This is a genomic window from Pseudomonas sp. BT76 TE3572, assembly GCF_050435365.1.
GTDB lineage: Bacteria > Pseudomonadota > Gammaproteobacteria > Pseudomonadales > Pseudomonadaceae > Aquipseudomonas > Aquipseudomonas fluorescens_W.
Genome location: NZ_JBNDKE010000001.1, coordinates 6,318,167 through 6,336,302 on the forward strand (window position 1 = coordinate 6,318,167; position 18,136 = coordinate 6,336,302).

15 protein-coding genes are annotated in these 18,136 nt (G+C 58.9%); all 15 read left to right on the forward strand.

The features are described 5' to 3' along the window. Nucleotides 1-137 precede the first annotated feature (137 nt). The 15 genes from ABH912_RS28885 (at nucleotide 138) to ABH912_RS28955 (ending at nucleotide 18,060) form a co-directional block, all read left to right on the forward strand. Nucleotides 138-1,700 (forward strand): sigma-54-dependent transcriptional regulator, encoded by a 1,563-nt coding sequence (locus ABH912_RS28885; protein WP_429512323.1) that lies wholly within the window; start codon nucleotides 138-140, stop codon nucleotides 1,698-1,700. A 366-nt stretch (nucleotides 1,701-2,066) separates the two neighbouring features. After that, nucleotides 2,067-2,807 (forward strand): flagellar basal body rod protein FlgF, encoded by a 741-nt coding sequence (locus tag ABH912_RS28890; protein ID WP_429512325.1) that lies wholly within the window; start codon nucleotides 2,067-2,069, stop codon nucleotides 2,805-2,807. A gap of 45 nt (nucleotides 2,808-2,852) precedes the next feature. Then, nucleotides 2,853-3,638, forward strand: a complete 786-nt coding sequence (gene flgG, locus ABH912_RS28895; RefSeq protein ID WP_033055957.1) for a flagellar basal-body rod protein FlgG — start codon at nucleotides 2,853-2,855, stop codon at nucleotides 3,636-3,638. Nucleotides 3,639-3,690: 52 nt separating this feature from the next. Next, nucleotides 3,691-4,386 (forward strand): flagellar basal body L-ring protein FlgH, encoded by a 696-nt coding sequence (flgH, locus tag ABH912_RS28900; protein WP_033055959.1) that lies wholly within the window; start codon nucleotides 3,691-3,693, stop codon nucleotides 4,384-4,386. Nucleotides 4,387-4,658: 272 nt separating this feature from the next. After that, complete coding sequence (locus ABH912_RS28905; protein ID WP_033056083.1) at nucleotides 4,659-5,768, forward strand: flagellar basal body P-ring protein FlgI; 1,110 nt, start codon at nucleotides 4,659-4,661, stop codon at nucleotides 5,766-5,768. A gap of 11 nt (nucleotides 5,769-5,779) precedes the next feature. Beyond that, nucleotides 5,780-7,081, forward strand: a complete 1,302-nt coding sequence (gene flgJ, locus ABH912_RS28910; RefSeq protein WP_429512328.1) for a flagellar assembly peptidoglycan hydrolase FlgJ — start codon at nucleotides 5,780-5,782, stop codon at nucleotides 7,079-7,081. A gap of 23 nt (nucleotides 7,082-7,104) precedes the next feature. Continuing rightward, nucleotides 7,105-9,120 (forward strand): flagellar hook-associated protein FlgK, encoded by a 2,016-nt coding sequence (gene flgK / locus ABH912_RS28915; protein WP_429512330.1) that lies wholly within the window; start codon nucleotides 7,105-7,107, stop codon nucleotides 9,118-9,120. 13 nt (nucleotides 9,121-9,133) lie between these two features. After that, complete coding sequence (locus ABH912_RS28920) at nucleotides 9,134-10,711, forward strand: flagellar hook-associated protein 3 (protein WP_033055962.1); 1,578 nt, start codon at nucleotides 9,134-9,136, stop codon at nucleotides 10,709-10,711. A 313-nt stretch (nucleotides 10,712-11,024) separates the two neighbouring features. Then, nucleotides 11,025-11,954 carry a ketoacyl-ACP synthase III gene (locus tag ABH912_RS28925; RefSeq protein ID WP_033055964.1) on the forward strand — a complete coding sequence of 310 codons (930 nt, stop codon included), beginning with the start codon at nucleotides 11,025-11,027 and terminating at the stop codon, nucleotides 11,952-11,954. A gap of 254 nt (nucleotides 11,955-12,208) precedes the next feature. Then, entirely contained in the window at nucleotides 12,209-13,654 is a 1,446-nt protein-coding gene (locus ABH912_RS28930) for a flagellin (protein ID WP_033055965.1), read from the forward strand. Nucleotides 13,655-13,728: 74 nt separating this feature from the next. Further along, nucleotides 13,729-14,079: a flagellar protein FlaG gene (locus ABH912_RS28935; RefSeq protein WP_033055966.1), complete on the forward strand. Its 351-nt coding sequence runs from the start codon at nucleotides 13,729-13,731 to the stop codon at nucleotides 14,077-14,079. An 80-nt stretch (nucleotides 14,080-14,159) separates the two neighbouring features. Then, nucleotides 14,160-15,545, forward strand: a complete 1,386-nt coding sequence (fliD, locus tag ABH912_RS28940) for a flagellar filament capping protein FliD (RefSeq protein WP_429512333.1) — start codon at nucleotides 14,160-14,162, stop codon at nucleotides 15,543-15,545. Between the two features lie 155 nt (nucleotides 15,546-15,700). Beyond that, nucleotides 15,701-16,090 (forward strand): flagellar export chaperone FliS, encoded by a 390-nt coding sequence (gene fliS / locus ABH912_RS28945; RefSeq protein ID WP_033055968.1) that lies wholly within the window; start codon nucleotides 15,701-15,703, stop codon nucleotides 16,088-16,090. Between the two features lie 24 nt (nucleotides 16,091-16,114). Continuing rightward, nucleotides 16,115-16,411, forward strand: coding sequence for a flagellar protein FliT (gene fliT, locus ABH912_RS28950; protein WP_033055969.1), 297 nt, complete (start codon nucleotides 16,115-16,117; stop codon nucleotides 16,409-16,411). Nucleotides 16,412-16,584: 173 nt separating this feature from the next. Then, nucleotides 16,585-18,060: a sigma-54 dependent transcriptional regulator gene (locus ABH912_RS28955; RefSeq protein WP_033055970.1), complete on the forward strand. Its 1,476-nt coding sequence runs from the start codon at nucleotides 16,585-16,587 to the stop codon at nucleotides 18,058-18,060. Nucleotides 18,061-18,136: the final 76 nt, after the last annotated feature.

The window sequence follows — 18,136 nt, forward strand, 5'->3', positions numbered from 1 at the left end:
GGCCGCTGTGGCGTAGGGATTGCGATTTCAGGGTTTGAAATGGTGTGCAGGTGTCACATAATCTTGACGACTAAGTTGTTGCCTGTGCAGAAAAATCCCTGTTCAGGCCCTCGATCACCTCTGTTTCGGGCCTTTATATGCGTATCAAAGTCCACTGCCAGAACCGCATCGGCATCTTGCGCGACATTCTCAACCTGCTGGTGGAATACGGGATCAACGTCGCTCGCGGCGAGGTTGGCGGAGAACATGGCAACGCGATCTATCTGCATTGCCCAAACCTGATCAACATTCAGTTTCAGGCGTTGCGTCCCAAGTTCGAGTCGATTGCCGGGGTGTTTGGCGTCAAGCGCGTAGGGCTGATGCCCAGCGAGCGTCGGCACATGGAACTCAATGCGTTGCTCGGCGCCCTGGAGTTTCCGGTGCTGTCGATCGACATGGGCGGTTCGATCGTCGCGGCCAACCGTGCGGCGGCGCAGTTGCTCGGCGTGCGGGTGGATGAGGTACCAGGGATTCCGCTGTCGCGTTACGCCGAGGATTTTGACTTGCCGGAACTGGTGCGCGCCAACAAGTCGCGGATCAACGGCTTGCGGGTGAAGGTCAAGGGTGACGTGTTTCTCGCCGACATCGCGCCGCTGCAATCGGAGCATGACGACAGCGAAGCCATGGCCGGCGCGGTACTCACGCTGCACCGCGCCGACCGGGTCGGTGAGCGCATCTATAACGTACGCAAGCAGGAGTTGCGCGGCTTCGACAGCATTTTTCAAAGCTCGAAGGTGATGGCTGCCGTCGTGCGCGAAGCCCGACGCATGGCGCCGCTGGATGCGCCGCTATTAATAGAAGGCGAAACCGGTACGGGTAAAGAGTTGTTGGCGCGAGCCTGCCACCTGGCGAGTCCGCGGGGGCAGTCACCGTTGATGGCGCTTAACTGCGCGGGTTTGCCGGAGTCCATGGCCGAGACGGAGCTGTTCGGCTACGGCCCCGGCGCTTTCGAAGGGGCGCGGGCCGAAGGCAAGCTCGGGCTGCTGGAGCTGACGGCAGGCGGTACGCTGTTTCTCGATGGCGTCGGGGAAATGAGCCCGCGTTTACAGGTGAAATTGCTGCGTTTCCTGCAGGACGGTTGCTTCCGTCGTGTGGGCAGCGATGAAGAGGTTTATCTGGATGTACGGGTGATCTGCGCGACGCAGGTCGACCTGTCCGAGTTGTGCGCACGGGGTGAGTTTCGCCAGGATTTGTATCACCGTTTGAACGTGCTTTCACTGCACATCCCGCCACTGCGCGAATGCCTCGATGGTTTGACGCCGCTGGTGGAACACTTCCTCGATCAGGCCAGTCGGCAGATCGGTTGCCCGCTGCCGAAACTGGCGCCGGCGGCGATGGAGCGGCTCAGTCACTACCATTGGCCGGGCAATGTTCGGCAATTGGAAAACGTGTTGTTCCAGGCGGTTTCGTTGTGTGAGGGTGGGACCGTCAAAGCCGAACATATTCGCCTGCCGGACTACGGCATGCGTCAGCCACTTGGCGATTTCTCGCTCGAGGGCGGGCTTGACGAGATTGTCGGGCGTTTCGAGAAAGCGGTGCTGGAGCGTTTGTATTCCGAGCATCCGAGCAGTCGGCAACTGGGTAAGCGGTTGGGGGTTTCGCATACCACCATTGCCAATAAGTTGCGTGAGTACGAAGTCGGCAAAGAACCCGGCGCTTAAGCTGAGGCAATGACTACTTTGTGGCGAGGGAGCTTGCTCCCGCTCGGGCGCGAAGCGGCCGCAAAACCATCCGACGCGACTTCCCTGTCAGGCCTCGGCCAATCTTTTGGGGCTGCTTCGCAGCCCAGCGGGAGCAAGCTCCCTCGCCACAGGGGGATCTTTTGACTGCAAAGGTCAGTGCTTGCCACTAACCGGCATAACACCGCCGGTTTTTCGTCTCTGACACAATCCCCAATTCCCCTCTGAACCCCTCAAGTCCTTTGTTTGCCTGCCCCCGCGCCGTCAGAAAAAAGTTGGTCTGCAAATTGCTTATGGCTCATCAGTACAGCAGTGGGCGGCAAACGTCCGGCATGCAGAGGAAAGAGTGTGGACAAGTACCTTTATGTGGCAATGACCGGCGCCAGCCAGAATGCACTGGCGCAAAAGGCTCATGCGAACAACCTGGCGAACATCTCCACCAACGGCTTCCAGAAAGACCTGGAGCAGGCGCGTTCGATGCCGGTGTTCGGTGACAGCTTTCCGGCGCGTGCGTTTGCCCTGTCCGAACGTCCGGCCACCGACTTCTCCCCTGGCGCGCTGGTGGAAACCGGTCGCGACCTCGATGTCGCGGTGCAAGGCAATGGCTGGATCGCCGTGCAGAACCCGGACGGCGGCGAAAGCTACGTGCGCACCGGCAGCCTGAACGTCGACGCCCTGGGCGTGCTGCGGGCCGGCAACGGTATGCCGGTGATGGGCAATGGCGGGCCGATTGCCGTGCCGCCCGAGCAGCAAATCGAGGTGGGCGAGGACGGCACCATCAGCATTCGCGCGATGGGCGAAGGTCCGCGCGTGATGGCGGAAGTCGACCGCATCAAGCTGGTTAATCCTGATTTCAAGAACATGACCAAAGGCCTGGACGGTTCGATCCACACCAAGGACGGTAAGCCGGCGCAAGCCGATGCCAACGTCAAGCTGGTGTCCGGTTTCCTTGAGTCGAGCAACGTCAACGCCGTGGAAGAGATGACTTCGGTGCTGGCCCTGGCCAAGCAGTTCGAGCTGCACATCAAGATGATGAACACCGCCAAAGAAGACGACCAGGCCATGGCTCGGGTCTTGCAGATCAGCTAATTATCAGAACGTCGCGCCGTAAAACAGGCGCACGAGGAGAATCGAATGCTTCCGGCTCTATGGGTTGCCAAAACAGGTCTGTCCGCCCAGGACACCAACCTGACGACCATTTCCAACAACCTGGCCAACGTGTCGACCACGGGTTTCAAACGTGACCGCGCCGAGTTCCAGGACTTGCTCTACCAGATCAAACGCCAGCCAGGCGCCCAGTCGACCCAGGACAGTGAACTGCCGTCGGGCCTGCAATTGGGTACCGGTGTGCGCATTGTCGGCACCCAGAAAAACTTCACCGCCGGTAGCCTGCAAACCACCGAGCAACCGTTGGACATGGCCATCGACGGTCGCGGTTTCTTCCAGATTCTGCAGCCGGACGGCACGACTTCCTACACCCGTGACGGTACGTTCCACCTGGACTCCAATGGTCAGATCGTGAACTCCAGTGGCTTCGCTCTGGAACCGGCCATTGTCATCCCGAACGATGCACAGACCTTCACGGTCGGTCGCGACGGCACCGTGTCCATCACCGTTGCCGGCAACCCGGCATCTCAGGTGATCGGCAACCTGCAAACCGCCGACTTCATCAACCCGGCCGGTCTGCAGGCTGTGGGCAACAACCTGTTCCTGGAAACCGCTGCCAGCGGCGCGCCGCAAGTCGGCACCCCGGGCCTGGCCGGTTTCGGCACCACCCTGCAGAACACCCTGGAAACCTCGAACGTCAGCACCGTTGAAGAGATGGTCAACATGATCACCACTCAGCGCGCTTACGAGATGAACTCCAAGGTGATCTCCACCGCCGACCAGATGCTCTCGTTCGTAACGCAGAATCTGTAATCAAGTCTATGAGGCGACCATGAGGTCGCCTGCAACACCGTGAGGTAGGGTCATGAATCGCTTCGTATCTGTTCTGGCACTGAGTGGGATCGCCGCGCTTTCGGGCTGCGTCGGTCCGACGCCCAAGCCCAATGACCCTTACTACGCTCCGGTGTTGCCGCGCACACCGCTGCCGGCTGCCGCCAATAACGGCTCGATCTACCAGGCCGGTTTCGAACAGAACCTGTACAGCGACCGCAAGGCGTTCCGGGTCGGTGACATCATCACCATTACCTTGAACGAGAAGACCCAGGCCAGCAAAAACGCCAACTCCCAGGTCGGCAAGAACAGTAAAACCAGCATTGGCCTGTCCTCATTGTTCGGCAGTACGCCCAACACGAATAACCCGCTCGGCAGCGGCGACCTGAGTCTGGATGCCAGCTACAGCGGCGACCGCGCGACCAAGGGCGACAGCAAGGCCGGGCAGGGCAACAGCCTGACTGGCTCGATCACGGTGACCGTCGCTGACGTGTTGCCCAACGGCATCATCGCCGTACGCGGCGAGAAGTGGATGACCCTCAATACCGGTGATGAACTGGTGCGGATTGCAGGGCTTGTTCGTGCCGATGACATCGCGACTGACAACACCGTTTCGTCGACCCGTATCGCCGATGCACGTATCACCTATTCGGGCACCGGTTCGTTTGCCGATGCGAGTCAGCCAGGCTGGTTCGACCGTTTCTTCCTCAGCCCGCTGTTCCCTTTCTAGGTGGGGGGCGTGTCATCTCTTATTTCCTGGGTTGCGCCGGGTCTGCTTTTACGCAGGGCAAGGCGCGAGGAGTGTGGTTTGGTTGTTCCAAATAAACGACGAGTAACGCTGCCCTGCGTAAAAGCAGGCCCGGCCCTTCGGGTTGTGCCTGAGCGCGCGCCATGCTGCGTTGCAGGCCTTGCCAAGGGAGCGACCATTGGCGGCGGCCTGCGCCTTGCCTGGCCCGCGCTCAGGCCTCAACGCAACCCAGGAAATAAGAGATGACCCGCCCCATGTTGAATCTCAAACACCTGATGGTGGCCGCCCTGATGCTGTCCGCAGCGTTCAACGCGCAAGCCGAGCGGCTGAAGGATATCGCCAGTATTTCCGGCGTGCGTTCCAACCAATTGATCGGCTACGGCCTGGTGGTCGGGCTTAACGGTACCGGCGACCAGACGACTCAAACCCCGTTCACCCTGCAGACCTTCAACAACATGCTCTCGCAGTTCGGCATCAAGGTGCCGCCGGGTTCGGGCAACGTGCAGTTGAAGAACGTTGCGGCGGTGTCGATCAGTGCTGATTTGCCAGCGTTCGCCAAGCCGGGTCAGCAGGTCGACATCACTGTATCGTCCATCGGTAACTCCAAGAGCCTGCGCGGCGGCACCTTGCTGCTGACGCCGCTCAAGGGTATCGACGGCAACGTCTATGCGATCGCTCAGGGCAACCTGGTGGTCGGCGGTTTTGACGCCGAAGGTCGTGACGGTTCGAAGATCACCGTCAACGTTCCGTCGGCCGGTCGTATCCCGGGCGGTGCGTCGGTTGAGCGTTCGGTGCCGAGCGGTTTCAACCAGGGCAACAGCCTGACGCTGAACCTCAATCGTTCGGACTTCACCACGGCCAAGCGCATCGTCGACAAGATCAACAATATGCTCGGCCCTGGCGTTGCCCAGGCCATCGACGGCGGTTCGATTCGCGTCAGTGCGCCACTCGATCCAAGCCAGCGCGTCGACTATTTGTCGATCATCGAGAACCTTGAAGTCGACCCGGGTCAGGCGGTGGCGAAGGTCATCATCAACTCGCGGACCGGCACCATCGTGATCGGCCAGAACGTCAAGGTTTCCCCGGCCGCCGTGACCCACGGCAGCCTGACCGTGACCATCACCGAAGACCCGATCGTCAGCCAGCCCGGCCCTCTGTCCAATGGTCAGACTGCTGTAGTGCCGCGCTCGCGGGTTAACGCTCAACAGGAAGCCAAGCCGATGTTCAAGTTCGGCCCGGGCACCACCCTCGACGAAATCGTGCGTGCGGTGAACCAGGTCGGCGCGGCGCCGGGTGACTTGATGGCGATCCTCGAAGCGCTGAAACAGGCCGGCGCGTTGCAAGCCGACCTGATCGTAATCTGAGGACGGCGACCATGGATATGCGCAAGGGCGGATTGGGGGTCGGCAGCAACGATTCGGGCTCCTATTCGGACCTCAATCGCTTGAACCAGCTCAAGGTCGGCGACAAGGACAGTGACGCGAACATGCGCAAGGTTGCGCAGGAATTCGAGTCGCTGTTCCTCGGTGAAATGCTCAAGTCCATGCGCTCGGCCACTGAGACGCTGGGCCAGGACAATCCGCTCAACACGCCGGCCGCCAAGCAATACCAGGAAATGTACGACCAGCAGTTGGCCGTTTCCATGTCCCGTGAGGGTGGTGGTATCGGTCTGGCTGACGTGTTGATGCGTCAGATGTCGAAGAACAAACCGCTGGCCCCGGGCGAGGCTGCTGCCGCGTCAGCCGCCAAGCAAGCTGCCGCGAAAGCCGCCGTGGAAACCCCGATTGCCGCCGGCACGGTCGCCACCCACGGGCCGCTGTCGCGCCTCAATGGCGAGCGTCCGTTGTGGGCTTCGCGCTCTGTGAGGTCGCCAGCCAGTGTGGGCGAGGGCGCTCATCGCAATGACATGGCGCTGATCAATCAGCGACGTCTGGCGCTGCCACCGAAACTGGCCGATCGCTTGCTCGCAGGGCTGGTGCCGTCGGCATCGACCCCTGCCGCGACCGCCACGACGGTGCAGAACAACCTCCAAATGCCGCAGAGCACCAAGACCGGTGCCGGTCCCCTGTACAACGGCGATTGGCTGGCTTCGCAAACGGATGCGACATCCAGCGGGCGCCTGCAGGTTTATGGCCGTGCCATGGCGCAAATACCGCTGGCACCGGCGAAGAAAGCGTTCAGCTCCGCCGACGAATTCGTCAACACCATGCTGCCGATGGCCAAAGAGGCCGCCGAGCGCATTGGTGTCGATCCGCGTTACCTGGTAGCGCAGGCGGCGCTGGAAACCGGTTGGGGCAAATCGGTCATGCGCGCCCAGGATGGCAGCAGCAGTCACAACCTGTTCGGCATCAAGGCCGGCAACAGTTGGAAAGGCGATTCGGCGCGCGCGATCACCAGCGAATTCAGGAACGGCGAGATGGTCAAGGAGACGGCTCAGTTCCGTTCTTATGACTCTTACAAGGACAGCTTCCATGACCTTGTGACGCTGCTGCAAACCAACAATCGCTATCAAGATGTTGTGAAGTCGGCCGATAACCCAGAACAGTTTGTGCGCGAGTTGCAAAAGGCCGGTTACGCAACCGACCCGGACTACGCAAGCAAGATTTCGCAGATAGCCAAGCAGATGACGAGTTACCAGAACTACGCTGCGGCGGGCGCTACCACCACGCCTCTATAGGCATAAGCTATAAGGTCTGAACCATGAGTTTGCTCAATATCGGGATGTCGGGGCTGGCTGCTGGCCATTCCTCATTGCTGACTACCGGCAATAACATCGCCAACGTCGACACCGCCGGGTACTCGCGGCAGCAGACCGTGCAGGGCACCAAAGCCTCGCAACAGTTCGGCAATGTCTACATCGGCACCGGTACGACGCTGGCCGATGTACGTCGGGTGTACAACAGCTACCTCGATGCTCAGTTGCAGACCACCACTTCACTCAATAGCGATGCGCAAGCGTATCTGGGGCAAGCCACGCAAGTGGACAAGCTGTTGTCTGACAGCGGCACCGGTATTTCGAAAACGTTGCAATCGTTTTTCTCGTCGTTGCAAACGCTGTCCGCCAACTCCAATGACAGCGCTGCACGTCAAGCATTGTTGACCAATGCCCAGGGGTTGAGCAGTCGCTTCAATGCCATCTCCCAGCAATTGAATCAGCAAGGCACGTACATCAACGATCAGCTGGGCTCGATGGCTGAGCAGGTCAATAAGCTGGCGGCGACTGTTGCGGCCTACAACAAGAAAATCAGCGAGGCCGGTAGTTCGGGCGGCATGCCCAACGACCTGCTGGACCAGCGCAACGAGACTGTTCGCCAGCTCTCCGAGCTGGTAGGCACGCAGGTCACAGAAACCAACGGCAGGCTGGATATTTATCTGGGCAGCGGTCAGCCGCTGGTCATCGGTGATACGGTCAATACGTTGCGCGTGGCGGCCGACAAGAATGACCCTACCCGGTCCTCGATCATCATGGATCGCGGCAGTTCGACGATTGATATCACTTCGCGAGTCAGCGGCGGCGAGATGGGCGGTCTGTTGCGTTACCGCGACGACGTGCTGACGCCAGCCGTCAACGGCCTGGGTCGCATCGCCATGGTGGTGGCCGATCAGGTCAACAAGCAGTTGGGGCAGGGGCTGGATCAGAACGGCAATTTCGGCTCGGCGTTGTTTAACGACATCAATAGCCTAAAGGCCATCAGCCAGCGCAGCATCGCCAATGGCAACAACGACCCGACCTCCGGCAACCTTGACGTCACCATCAAGGACACCAGCAAGCTGACGGCCAGCGATTACCAGGTGACCTTCACTAGTGCCACCGGCTACAGCGTGCGTCGTCTGTCGGATAATACCGACATGGGCAGTTTCACCCTGCCTGTGCCCCCGGCCGCAGCCCCGGTCATCGACGGCTTCAGCCTGAGCCTCAATGCTGGACCGGTGAAGGCCGGCGACACTTTCAAGATTACCCCGACGCGCAGTTCTGCGGCGGACATGACCACCGTCATGACTGACGCCAAGACCCTGGCCACAGCCGCTCCGCTGACGTCCACCAAGGCCTCGGGCAATGATGGCACCGGTGCTGTCAGCCAGCCAGCGTTGAGTACTGCACTGGATATCTACGATCCGGTGCAGCGCCTGGAAGTACAGACGGCGGTCAAGGCGGCGATGCCGGTTCGTCTGCTCATGACCAGCAGCACCGCTTATGAGGTGTTCGACGCCAAGGGCACCAGCATCGGGACCGGCAGCATCGTGCCTGGTCAGAACAATGATCTGAGTATTTCGGTGCCTTACACGGACGCCGGGGGCGCTGCGAAAACCTTCAAGGTCGCGATGACCGTCAGTGGCAGCCCCGCCAAGGACGACAGTTTCAATATCTCGATGACGGCGCCGGATAGTACCGACAACCGCAATTCGCAAGCGCTGCTCGGTCTGCAAACCAAGGCCACGATCGGTGCCAACGCTACCAGCCCGGGCGTGAGCTTCACTGAGGCCTACGGTAGTCTTGTCTCCTCGGTCGGCTCCATGACCAAGCAGGGTCAGATGGATGCCACCGCGACTGACACCATCCTGACCCAGGCCAGGAACTCTCGCGACTCGCTGTCGGGCGTTGATCTCGATGAAGAGACCGGCAACCTGATCAAATACCAGCAGTACTATTCGGCCTCTTCGCAGATCATCAAGACTGCGCAGGAAATCTTCAGCACTCTGATTAATGCCCTTTAAGGAGCCGTAGAACATGCGTATTTCTACTGCACAGTACTACTCGACGACGGCTGCCAACTATCAGCGCAACTTCAATAACCTGCTGAAGTCGGCCGAGCAGGCCAGTAGTGGTGTGAAGCTTGAGACAGCGGCGGATGATCCGGTCGGTGCGGCCCGCCTGCTGCAACTCGATCAGCAAAAAGCCATGCTGGGTCAGTACACGACGAACATCAGCTCGTTGAACACCGCTCAGGCGCAGGAAGAAAGCGTGCTCGACAGCATCAACAACGTGCTGCAGAAAGTCAGCGAGTTGACAGTGCGTGCCGGTGGCGGTTCGTTGAACGACGATGACCGCAAATCCATTGCGTCGGAGCTCGGCGCGGCCGAAGACCAATTGCTGAGCCTGATGAACAGCAAGGATGCCAACGGCAAGTACATTTTTTCCGGCGCCAGCAACAACACTCAGCCGTTTGCGCGCAATAGCGACGGCACCTACAGCTATCAGGGTGACCAGACCCAGCTGGAGCTGAAAATCGGTGACTCGATGTCGCTGGGGCTCAATGACACCGGTTGGGACGTGTTTCAGCAGGCCATCAACGCCGCTCGAAGCTCGACCACCATGACTGCGCCGGCGGTCAATGACGGGCGTGTGGCCCTGTCGCCGGGCCTGGTGAGTTCCGGCCCGGCTTTCGATGCGAATTTCCGTAGCGGTCAGCCGTATACCCTGGCGTTCACCAGCAGCACCCAGTTTTCGATCACGGATGCCTTGGGCAATGACGTGACCGCCGAGGCAAGTCAGGGCGGTGTGTTTGATCCGAACACCAAGGGCGGCTCCGACGTCAACTTCCGTGGCGTGACCTTTAAACTGGATATCACTTTCCAGGCCGGTGACAACGCCACCAACGCCGACGCGGTGATCGCCGGTCACAGTTTCCAGTTGACGGCCAAGCCGGACAGCTTTGTCAGCAATCGTGCGCCGAACAACGGATCGACAGCGTTGGTGGGCCAGACTTCGGTGACCAATGCTGCGGATTATCAGAGCTTTTTCCCTGAAGGCGGGGCGGTTCTGAAATTCACCAGCCCCACAACCTTCGACCTTTTCGCTCGTCCATTGACCAGCAGCAGCACACCGGTCACCTCCGGGACTGTGGCAGCTGGCGTGGCGACGGCGGCCGGTGTCAGCTTTACCCTCAGCGGGGGGGCGCCCGCTGCGGGTGATCAGTTCGACATCGCGGTCAATACGCACCAGACCCAGAACGTGCTGGATACCATCAGCCAGTTGCGTCAGGCGCTTAATACACCGACCCAAGGCAACCCGACCGCCCAGCGCTTTATGGAAGATACCGTGGCTTCGGCAATTGCCAACCTGGGCAATGCCAAGAACCAGGTCGACCTGGCCCGTGGCGCCATCGGTGCCCGGGGTAACGTGATGGACATGCAAGCCGAACAGAACCAGAGCACAGGGCTGATCAACGAGGCGACGGGTAACTCGATCAAGAACACCGATCCTGCGGAAGTGCTGACACGTCTGACCTTGCAGCAAACCATGCTGCAAGCGGCACAACTGGCGTTCTCGAAGATTTCCCAGCTGGGCCTGTTCAACAAGCTTTGAGTCGGTCTTGACGGCTCGCGGCCAGTCCCTGTCATCAGGGGCTGGCTTTTTTTTTGCGTTTTTTTTGAGAAGATCGAGGCAGGTCCGGACTGCGCTGGGGTCACAAAATGAAATAAAGCACTGATCTCTGAGTGACCCGCCAGTCAAAACGCGCATCTTCACTGTATCCTGTCCGCGGGCGGTGAAGGTGGTGGGCCTGATCAAGGCGATCCTTGAGGCCCGACGTTGCCACCTCTAGGGGTTGAGCCCTGACTGTAGACGCCCTCGATTCAGCGAGCGGTGATATTCAGCTGTTTATTATTGGGAAGCCATAATGATTGGCATAAAAAACATAGCGAGTTACGTGCCGGCAGCCGGGGTTGACAACTACGCCCAGGGTGCAAAGTTCGACAAGGACGAAACCTTCATCCTTGGCAAGATCGGCTCGGCGTTTTTGCCGCGCAAGGGTGCCGATCAGGAAACTTCGGATCTGTGCGTTGAAGCAGTCAATGCCCTGTTCGCCTCCAGTCCCGAACTCAAGCGTGAATCCATCGATTGCCTGATCGTCGTCACCCAGAACGGTGACGAAGAAGGCCTGCCGCATACCGCTGCGATCGTTCAGGACAAGCTGGGGCTGCCAACCCATGTTGCCGCGTTCGATATCTCCCTGGGCTGTTCTGGCTACGTGTACGGCATCTATGCCCTCAAGGGGTTCATGGAGGCGACGGGGCTGAAAAATGGCCTGCTGGTGACGGCTGATCCGTACTCGAAGATTGTCGACCCGGAAGACCGCAACACCACCATGCTGTTCGGCGATGCCGCCACTGCGACCTGGATGGGCGAAAACGCTGTCTGGCAGCTGGGCAAGTCGAAGTTTGGCACTGACGGTTCCGGTGCGCCGCACCTCAAGGTCACCGATGGCGTGTTCTTCATGAACGGCCGCCAGGTCTTCAACTTTGCTCTGCTGAAAGTCCCGGCCCATTTGCATGAGCTGCTGGATGAGTCCAACTTGCAGGCGCACGATATCGACGCCTTCTGCATTCACCAGGGCAGCGCGGCGATTGTCGATGCCGTTGCACGTCGCTTCGAAGAAGGCGAGCCGGAGAAGTTCATCAAGGACATGCTCGAAACCGGTAACACGGTGTCTTCGAGTATTCCATTGCTGTTGCAGAATCACGTGTTCGATTCCAAGTGGACCCGTGTGGCCATCAGTGGTTTCGGCGTAGGCCTGTCGTGGGGCTCGGCGATTCTCTTTCGCGGTTGATCGGCTGCGTAGCAATGAAGCTATAAAAAAACGCCCGGGAGCGAAAGTTTCCGGGCGTTTTGCGTTTTACTGGCGCCGAATTTCTGGCTCTAAAGCCTTGAAACTAAAGGGCTGGCAAGCTGCCACTAAAAATTTGCAAAAAACCCCTCAAGCAAAGCCTCTTCACGACGATAACTATTACGTAGGTTCTCTAGGCCACACCCGACGGATGTCAGGGCCGGAAGCCGCAGTATCCATCCAACGAGGATTTCGTCATGGCTTTAACAGTAAACACCAACCTTGCATCGTTGACCGTTCAGAACAACCTGAACAAAGCTTCCAGCAACCTGCAAAACTCGATGCAACGTCTGTCTTCCGGCCTGCGAATCAACAGCGCTAAAGACGATGCGGCCGGCCTGCAAATCTCCAACCGTCTGACCAGCCAGATCAACGGCCTGGGCACTGCCATCAAGAACGCCGGTGACGGTATCTCCATCGCGCAAACTGCTGAAGGCGCGATGCAGGAATCCACCAACATCCTGCAAAAAATGCGGACCCTGGCCCTGGCTTCCGCGAACGGTTCGCCAAGCGCCGATGACCGTAAGTCGAACAACGCCGAGTACTCGGCTCTGACTTCCGAGCTGTCGCGTATCGCCAGCACCACTACCTTCGGTGGTCGTAACCTGCTGGACGGTTCTTTCGGTACTACCGCTTTCCAGGTAGGCGCTAACGCCAACCAGACCATCAACATGACTCTGGGCGACGTATCCGCTAACAACATCGGCTCCCAGCAGCTGAAAAGTGTGGCCATCCCGCCAAGCCTGGCCGGTGTGACCGGTGGTGCCATCGCTGTTACCGGTGGCGGCCAAACCGCTAACATCACCACCGTTACTGGACAGTCTGCAAAAACGACCGCTGCCCAGCTGAACGGCGTTATCGGCGGCCTGTCGGCTACTGCCAGCACTGAAGCCAAGTTCACTGTAAACACCGCGGCGATCACTGGTGCTCTGCCAGGTACTGCAAACTTCACCATCAAGGTAGGCGCTGGCGCAGCCGTCAACATGGTCGGCGTAACCGACACTGCTGGCCTGGCTGACCAACTGAAGTCCAACGCTGCCAAACTGGGCATCAGCGTTAACTTCAACGCCACCACCAACAGCCTGGAAGTCAAATCCGATTCCGGCGAGAACATCATCCTGAACGCTGGTGACGCCAGTGCCATCGCCGGTATCTCGGTTCAGGCCAAAGACGGTTCCGGTGCTTACGGCGCTGGTGTTGCTGCCGCTGCCACTGCAGTTCAGGTAACTGGCGCAGTTTCGCTGAACTCCACCAACAGCTACTCGATGAACGGCGCTGGTGCAACTGGCCTGTTCGTTGCTGCCGGTACTACCGTCAGCTCGGCCAAAACCGTGGTCAGCAACACTGACGTGACCACTGCTGCCAACGCACAAAACGCTGTTGACGTGATCTCGCAAGCGATCGCCAACATCGACTCCCAGCGTGCTGACCTCGGTGCCGTACAAAACCGTTTCGACAGCACCGTGTCGAACCTGCGCAGCATCTCGGACAACTCCACTGCTGCTCGTGGCGTGATCCAGGACGTCGACTTCGCGTCGGAAACTGCTCAGCTGACCAAGCAACAAACCCTGCAACAGGCTTCCACCGCGATCCTGTCTCAGGCTAACCAGCTGCCATCCGCTGTACTGAAGCTGCTTCAGTAATATCAGCGCTTGGTGACTGACGGAAGGGCGCGTTTACGTGCCCTTTCGTCTTTTCCGTGATGAGGAGATTTAGCATGGACATGAGCGTCAAGTTGAACCTGTCTTATCCAGCCGTTGCCCCTCAGGGTACAACGCCGACTGTTGCTGCCAAACAGGAACAGCCCAAGGCTGAGCCCGTCGCCAAATCGGGCTCCGAGCCCAAGCGTGACGACCTGGAAAAAGCCGTGACCGATATTAGGGAATTCGTCCAGGCTGCCCAGCGCAAGCTGGATTTTACCATTGATGATTCCACCGGCCGGGTCGTGGTCAAGGTCATCGCCACCGAAACCGGTGACGTGATTCGCCAGATCCCTTCGGAAACTGCATTGAAGCTTGCACAGAGCCTGACGGACGCCAGCAGCTTGCTGTTTAACGCCAAGGCTTGAGCTGGCATGAATTTTGTTGCTGTCGCTGACTAGACGCTCTAAGTCAAGAAAACGACAGCCACTGGATAAGGAGAGAGATGATGGCGGGTACAACGGTTAGCGGTATTGGTTCGAACATCGATACCCAGGCGATCGTGAAATCTTTGGTGGATTCCGAAAGGGCACCGAAGCAGACACAGATCAACAGCCAGACGCTGAAAGCGACTACCTCGCTATCGTCGATCGGTAAGATCCAGGCAGCGCTGGATGCGTTCCGTGGTGCGCTGGACAACATGAAGACGGCCTCCAGCTTCAATGGGCTGACCGGTTCGACCTCCGATGAAAAAGTAGCCACTGTCACCACCGGCAATGGCGCGGCGGCCGGCAGTTTCTCGCTGGTGGTCACTCAGTTGGCCACGGCGTCCAAGATTTCGTCCAAGGTCTACGCGGCTGGCGCTTCGACGGTCATCAACGCAGGCGCGGTGCCAACCACGCTGAGCATCAAGCAGGGCAGCAACACTTACGACGTAAGCATTCCGGTCGGCGCAACGCTGCAGCAGGTTCGCGACTCGATCAACTCGCAGTATGCCAACCAGGGCTTGAGCGCCAACATTCTGACCGACGCCAGTGGCTCTCGACTCGTGATGACGTCGACCACCACCGGTGTCGGTACGGACCTGACCTTGTCGGGCAACTCGGGCCTGGAAACCGGCACCTCGGTCCTCGCTCCGCCGCAGAACGCCAAGTACACCCTTGACGGGCTGGTCATGGAATCCAAGACCAACACCATCGCCGACGCCGTGAGTGGGGTGACCGTCAAGCTGACAGGAATTTCTCCCACCGCAGCCGGTGCTTCCGCGCCGACAGCGAGCACCATTACCGTGGCCGCCAGCAGCACGACGCTGAAGTCTTCGGTCAAAGGCTTTGTCGACACCTACAACGCTTTGATCAAGGCTGCCAATGCCGAAACCCAGGTCACCACAAACGCCGATGGTTCGATAACGTCCGGCGCCCTGACCGGCGATGCCTCGTTGCGCTCACTGGTGTCTGCCGTACGCACCGAGCTGAACGCAATGTCGGGCACGGGCCAGATGAAAGCGTTATCCCAGTTTGGCGTGCAGACGGACCAGAAAACCGGCACCCTGACGATCGACGACAAGCAGTGGGATACTGCGGTGCTGACCAATGCCGCCGACATCAACGCGATCTTTACTGGCGATACCGGTTTGCTGGCGCGTATGAAAACCGCGACCGACAGCTTCGCCCTGAGCAAGACCGGCGTGTTCGCCGCGCGATCGGCAAGCCTGAGCGACAGCCTGACCGACTTGAAGAAGCAGCAGGACACGCTCGATTCGCGGATGTCCAGCCTGCAGTTGAGCCTGACCGCCAAGTACACCGCGATGGACTCTTTGGTGGCCAAGTTGCGGGCGCAAAGCGACAGCATCATGACCACGCTCAACGCACTGAACAATCCGAAGTCCGACTGATCCGGATCAGGCATAAAAAAACCCAGGCCGGCTGTCATTACAGCGCCTGGGTTTTTTCTTGGGTAGCGGGTTGGCGTTAAAGTTTTGTGTCGACCAGTCGACATAATGATCAGAGCAAACCTATTTTCATTTGTTGTCTGTCACGAGGTAGAAACATGAATCCCATGAGAGCCCTTCGCCAGTATCAGAAGGTCAATTCCCATGCTCAGATCTCTGAAGCCAATCCCCATCGCCTGGTTCAGTTGCTGATGGAGGGTGGGCTGGACCGCATGGCTCAAGCCAAGGGCGCAATGGAACGGGGTGACATCGCACTCAAGGGATTGATGCTCGGCAAGGCCGTAGACATCATCATTGGCCTGCGTGACGGCCTGAACCCGGAGAAGACCGAAGATCCGGCTTCGTTGCAGCAGCTCGACAATTTGTACGCCTACATGATGACGCGGCTGATGGAAGCCAATCGCAACAACGATGCAGCGATCATCGACGAAGTATCGGGTCTGCTCGATACCCTGAAAAGCGGCTGGGATGCAATTGCAAACCAATAGGCCTGCGGGTCTGAGGATAGCGCCATGAGTCAAGCACTGCAGCGGATTGAAGAAACCCGGGAAGCCTTGGTTGACGCCTTGGCGGCGCGTAATTGGGATGCGATCAGCGAACTGGATACGGCCTGTCGCGAATGCGTCGATGAGGTGCTGAGCGAGGCGCCGATCGACGAAGAAGCGTTGCGGAGCAATCTGGAAGGGCTGTTGGCGGTGTACAAGGATTTGCTGAGTGCGACGATGGGAGAGCGCCAGGCGATAGTTGACGAGATGTCGCAGATCACCCATGCGCAGAGCGCGGCAAAGGTTTACCATCTGTTTGGTTAATTAATTCCCGGTTAATCCAAACATAGTGCGCCATAAATTTGACTGTGCACGGTTTTTTGACTTAACTAGTGGCTGATTCCAGATTTCAGGCGTCTACAGGCATAACGTGCCTGCAAGCGTCTAGCTTGCCCCATCATTTTGGGCATTGAGTTGACTAGGGAAGTTGCTATTGCATGTGGCGTGAAACCAAAATTCTGCTGATTGATGACGATAGCGTCCGCCGCCGCGACTTGGCGGTGATTTTAAATTTTCTTGGCGAAGAAAATTTACCCTGCGGTAGCCATGACTGGCAGCAGGCGGTCGGCTCATTGTCATCAAGTCGCGAAGTAATCTGTGTCCTTATCGGGACGGTCAATGCTCCTGGCGCACTTACGGGCCTGTTAAAGACACTCTCAACCTGGGATGAGTTCCTTCCGGTTTTGTTAATGGGCGATAATTCTTCCGTTGACTTGCCAGACGACCAGCGTCGCCGAGTGCTTTCGACCCTCGAAATGCCGCCCAGCTACAGCAAGTTGCTCGACTCCCTGCACCGTGCCCAGGTCTATCGCGAGATGTACGACCAGGCCCGCGAGCGCGGTCGTCACCGTGAACCCAATCTTTTCCGCAGTCTTGTCGGCACCAGCCGGGCGATTCAACACGTCCGCCAGATGATGCAGCAAGTCGCCGACACCGATGCCAGTGTGCTGATCCTCGGTGAGTCCGGGACCGGCAAGGAAGTGGTCGCGCGCAACCTGCACTATCACTCCAAGCGTCGTGACGCGCCGTTCGTACCGGTCAACTGTGGGGCTATCCCGGCCGAGTTGCTGGAAAGCGAACTGTTTGGCCACGAGAAGGGCGCCTTCACCGGGGCAATCACCAGCCGCGCCGGGCGTTTCGAACTGGCCAATGGCGGCACGCTGTTCCTCGATGAAATCGGTGACATGCCGTTGCCGATGCAGGTCAAGTTGCTGCGCGTATTGCAGGAACGCACCTTCGAGCGCGTGGGCAGCAACAAGACCCAGAGCGCCGATGTGCGGATCATCGCGGCGACCCACAAGAATCTCGAAAGCATGATCGAGATCGGCGCCTTCCGCGAAGACTTGTACTACCGCCTGAATGTGTTCCCGATCGAAATGGCGCCACTGCGCGAGCGTGTCGAAGACATTCCGCTGCTGATGAACGAGTTGATCTCGCGCATGGAGCATGAGAAGCGTGGCTCGATCCGTTTCAATTCCGCGGCGATCATGTCGCTGTGCCGCCACGGCTGGCCGGGCAACGTCCGCGAACTCGCCAACCTGGTGGAACGCATGGCGATCATGCATCCGTACGGGGTGATCGGCGTGGTCGAGCTGCCGAAGAAATTCCGTTACGTCGATGACGAAGACGAGCAACTGGTCGACAGCTTGCGCAGCGATCTTGAAGAACGCGTGGCCATCAACGGTCATGCTCCGGACTTCTCTGCTGGCGCCCTGTTGCCGCCGGAAGGTCTGGACCTGAAGGACTACCTCGGTGGTCTGGAACAAGGGCTGATTCAGCAGGCGCTGGATGATGCCAATGGCATCGTTGCGCGCGCCGCCGAACGCCTGCGCATTCGTCGCACCACACTGGTGGAAAAGATGCGCAAGTACGGCATGAGCCGTCGTGATGGAGATGAACAGGCGGATGATTGACGCCTGTTTTTCAAGTCCTTCATTTGTAGGCGGTTTTTTTTAGGCACGGGTATTGCTACATCCCTCGCAACGTTCC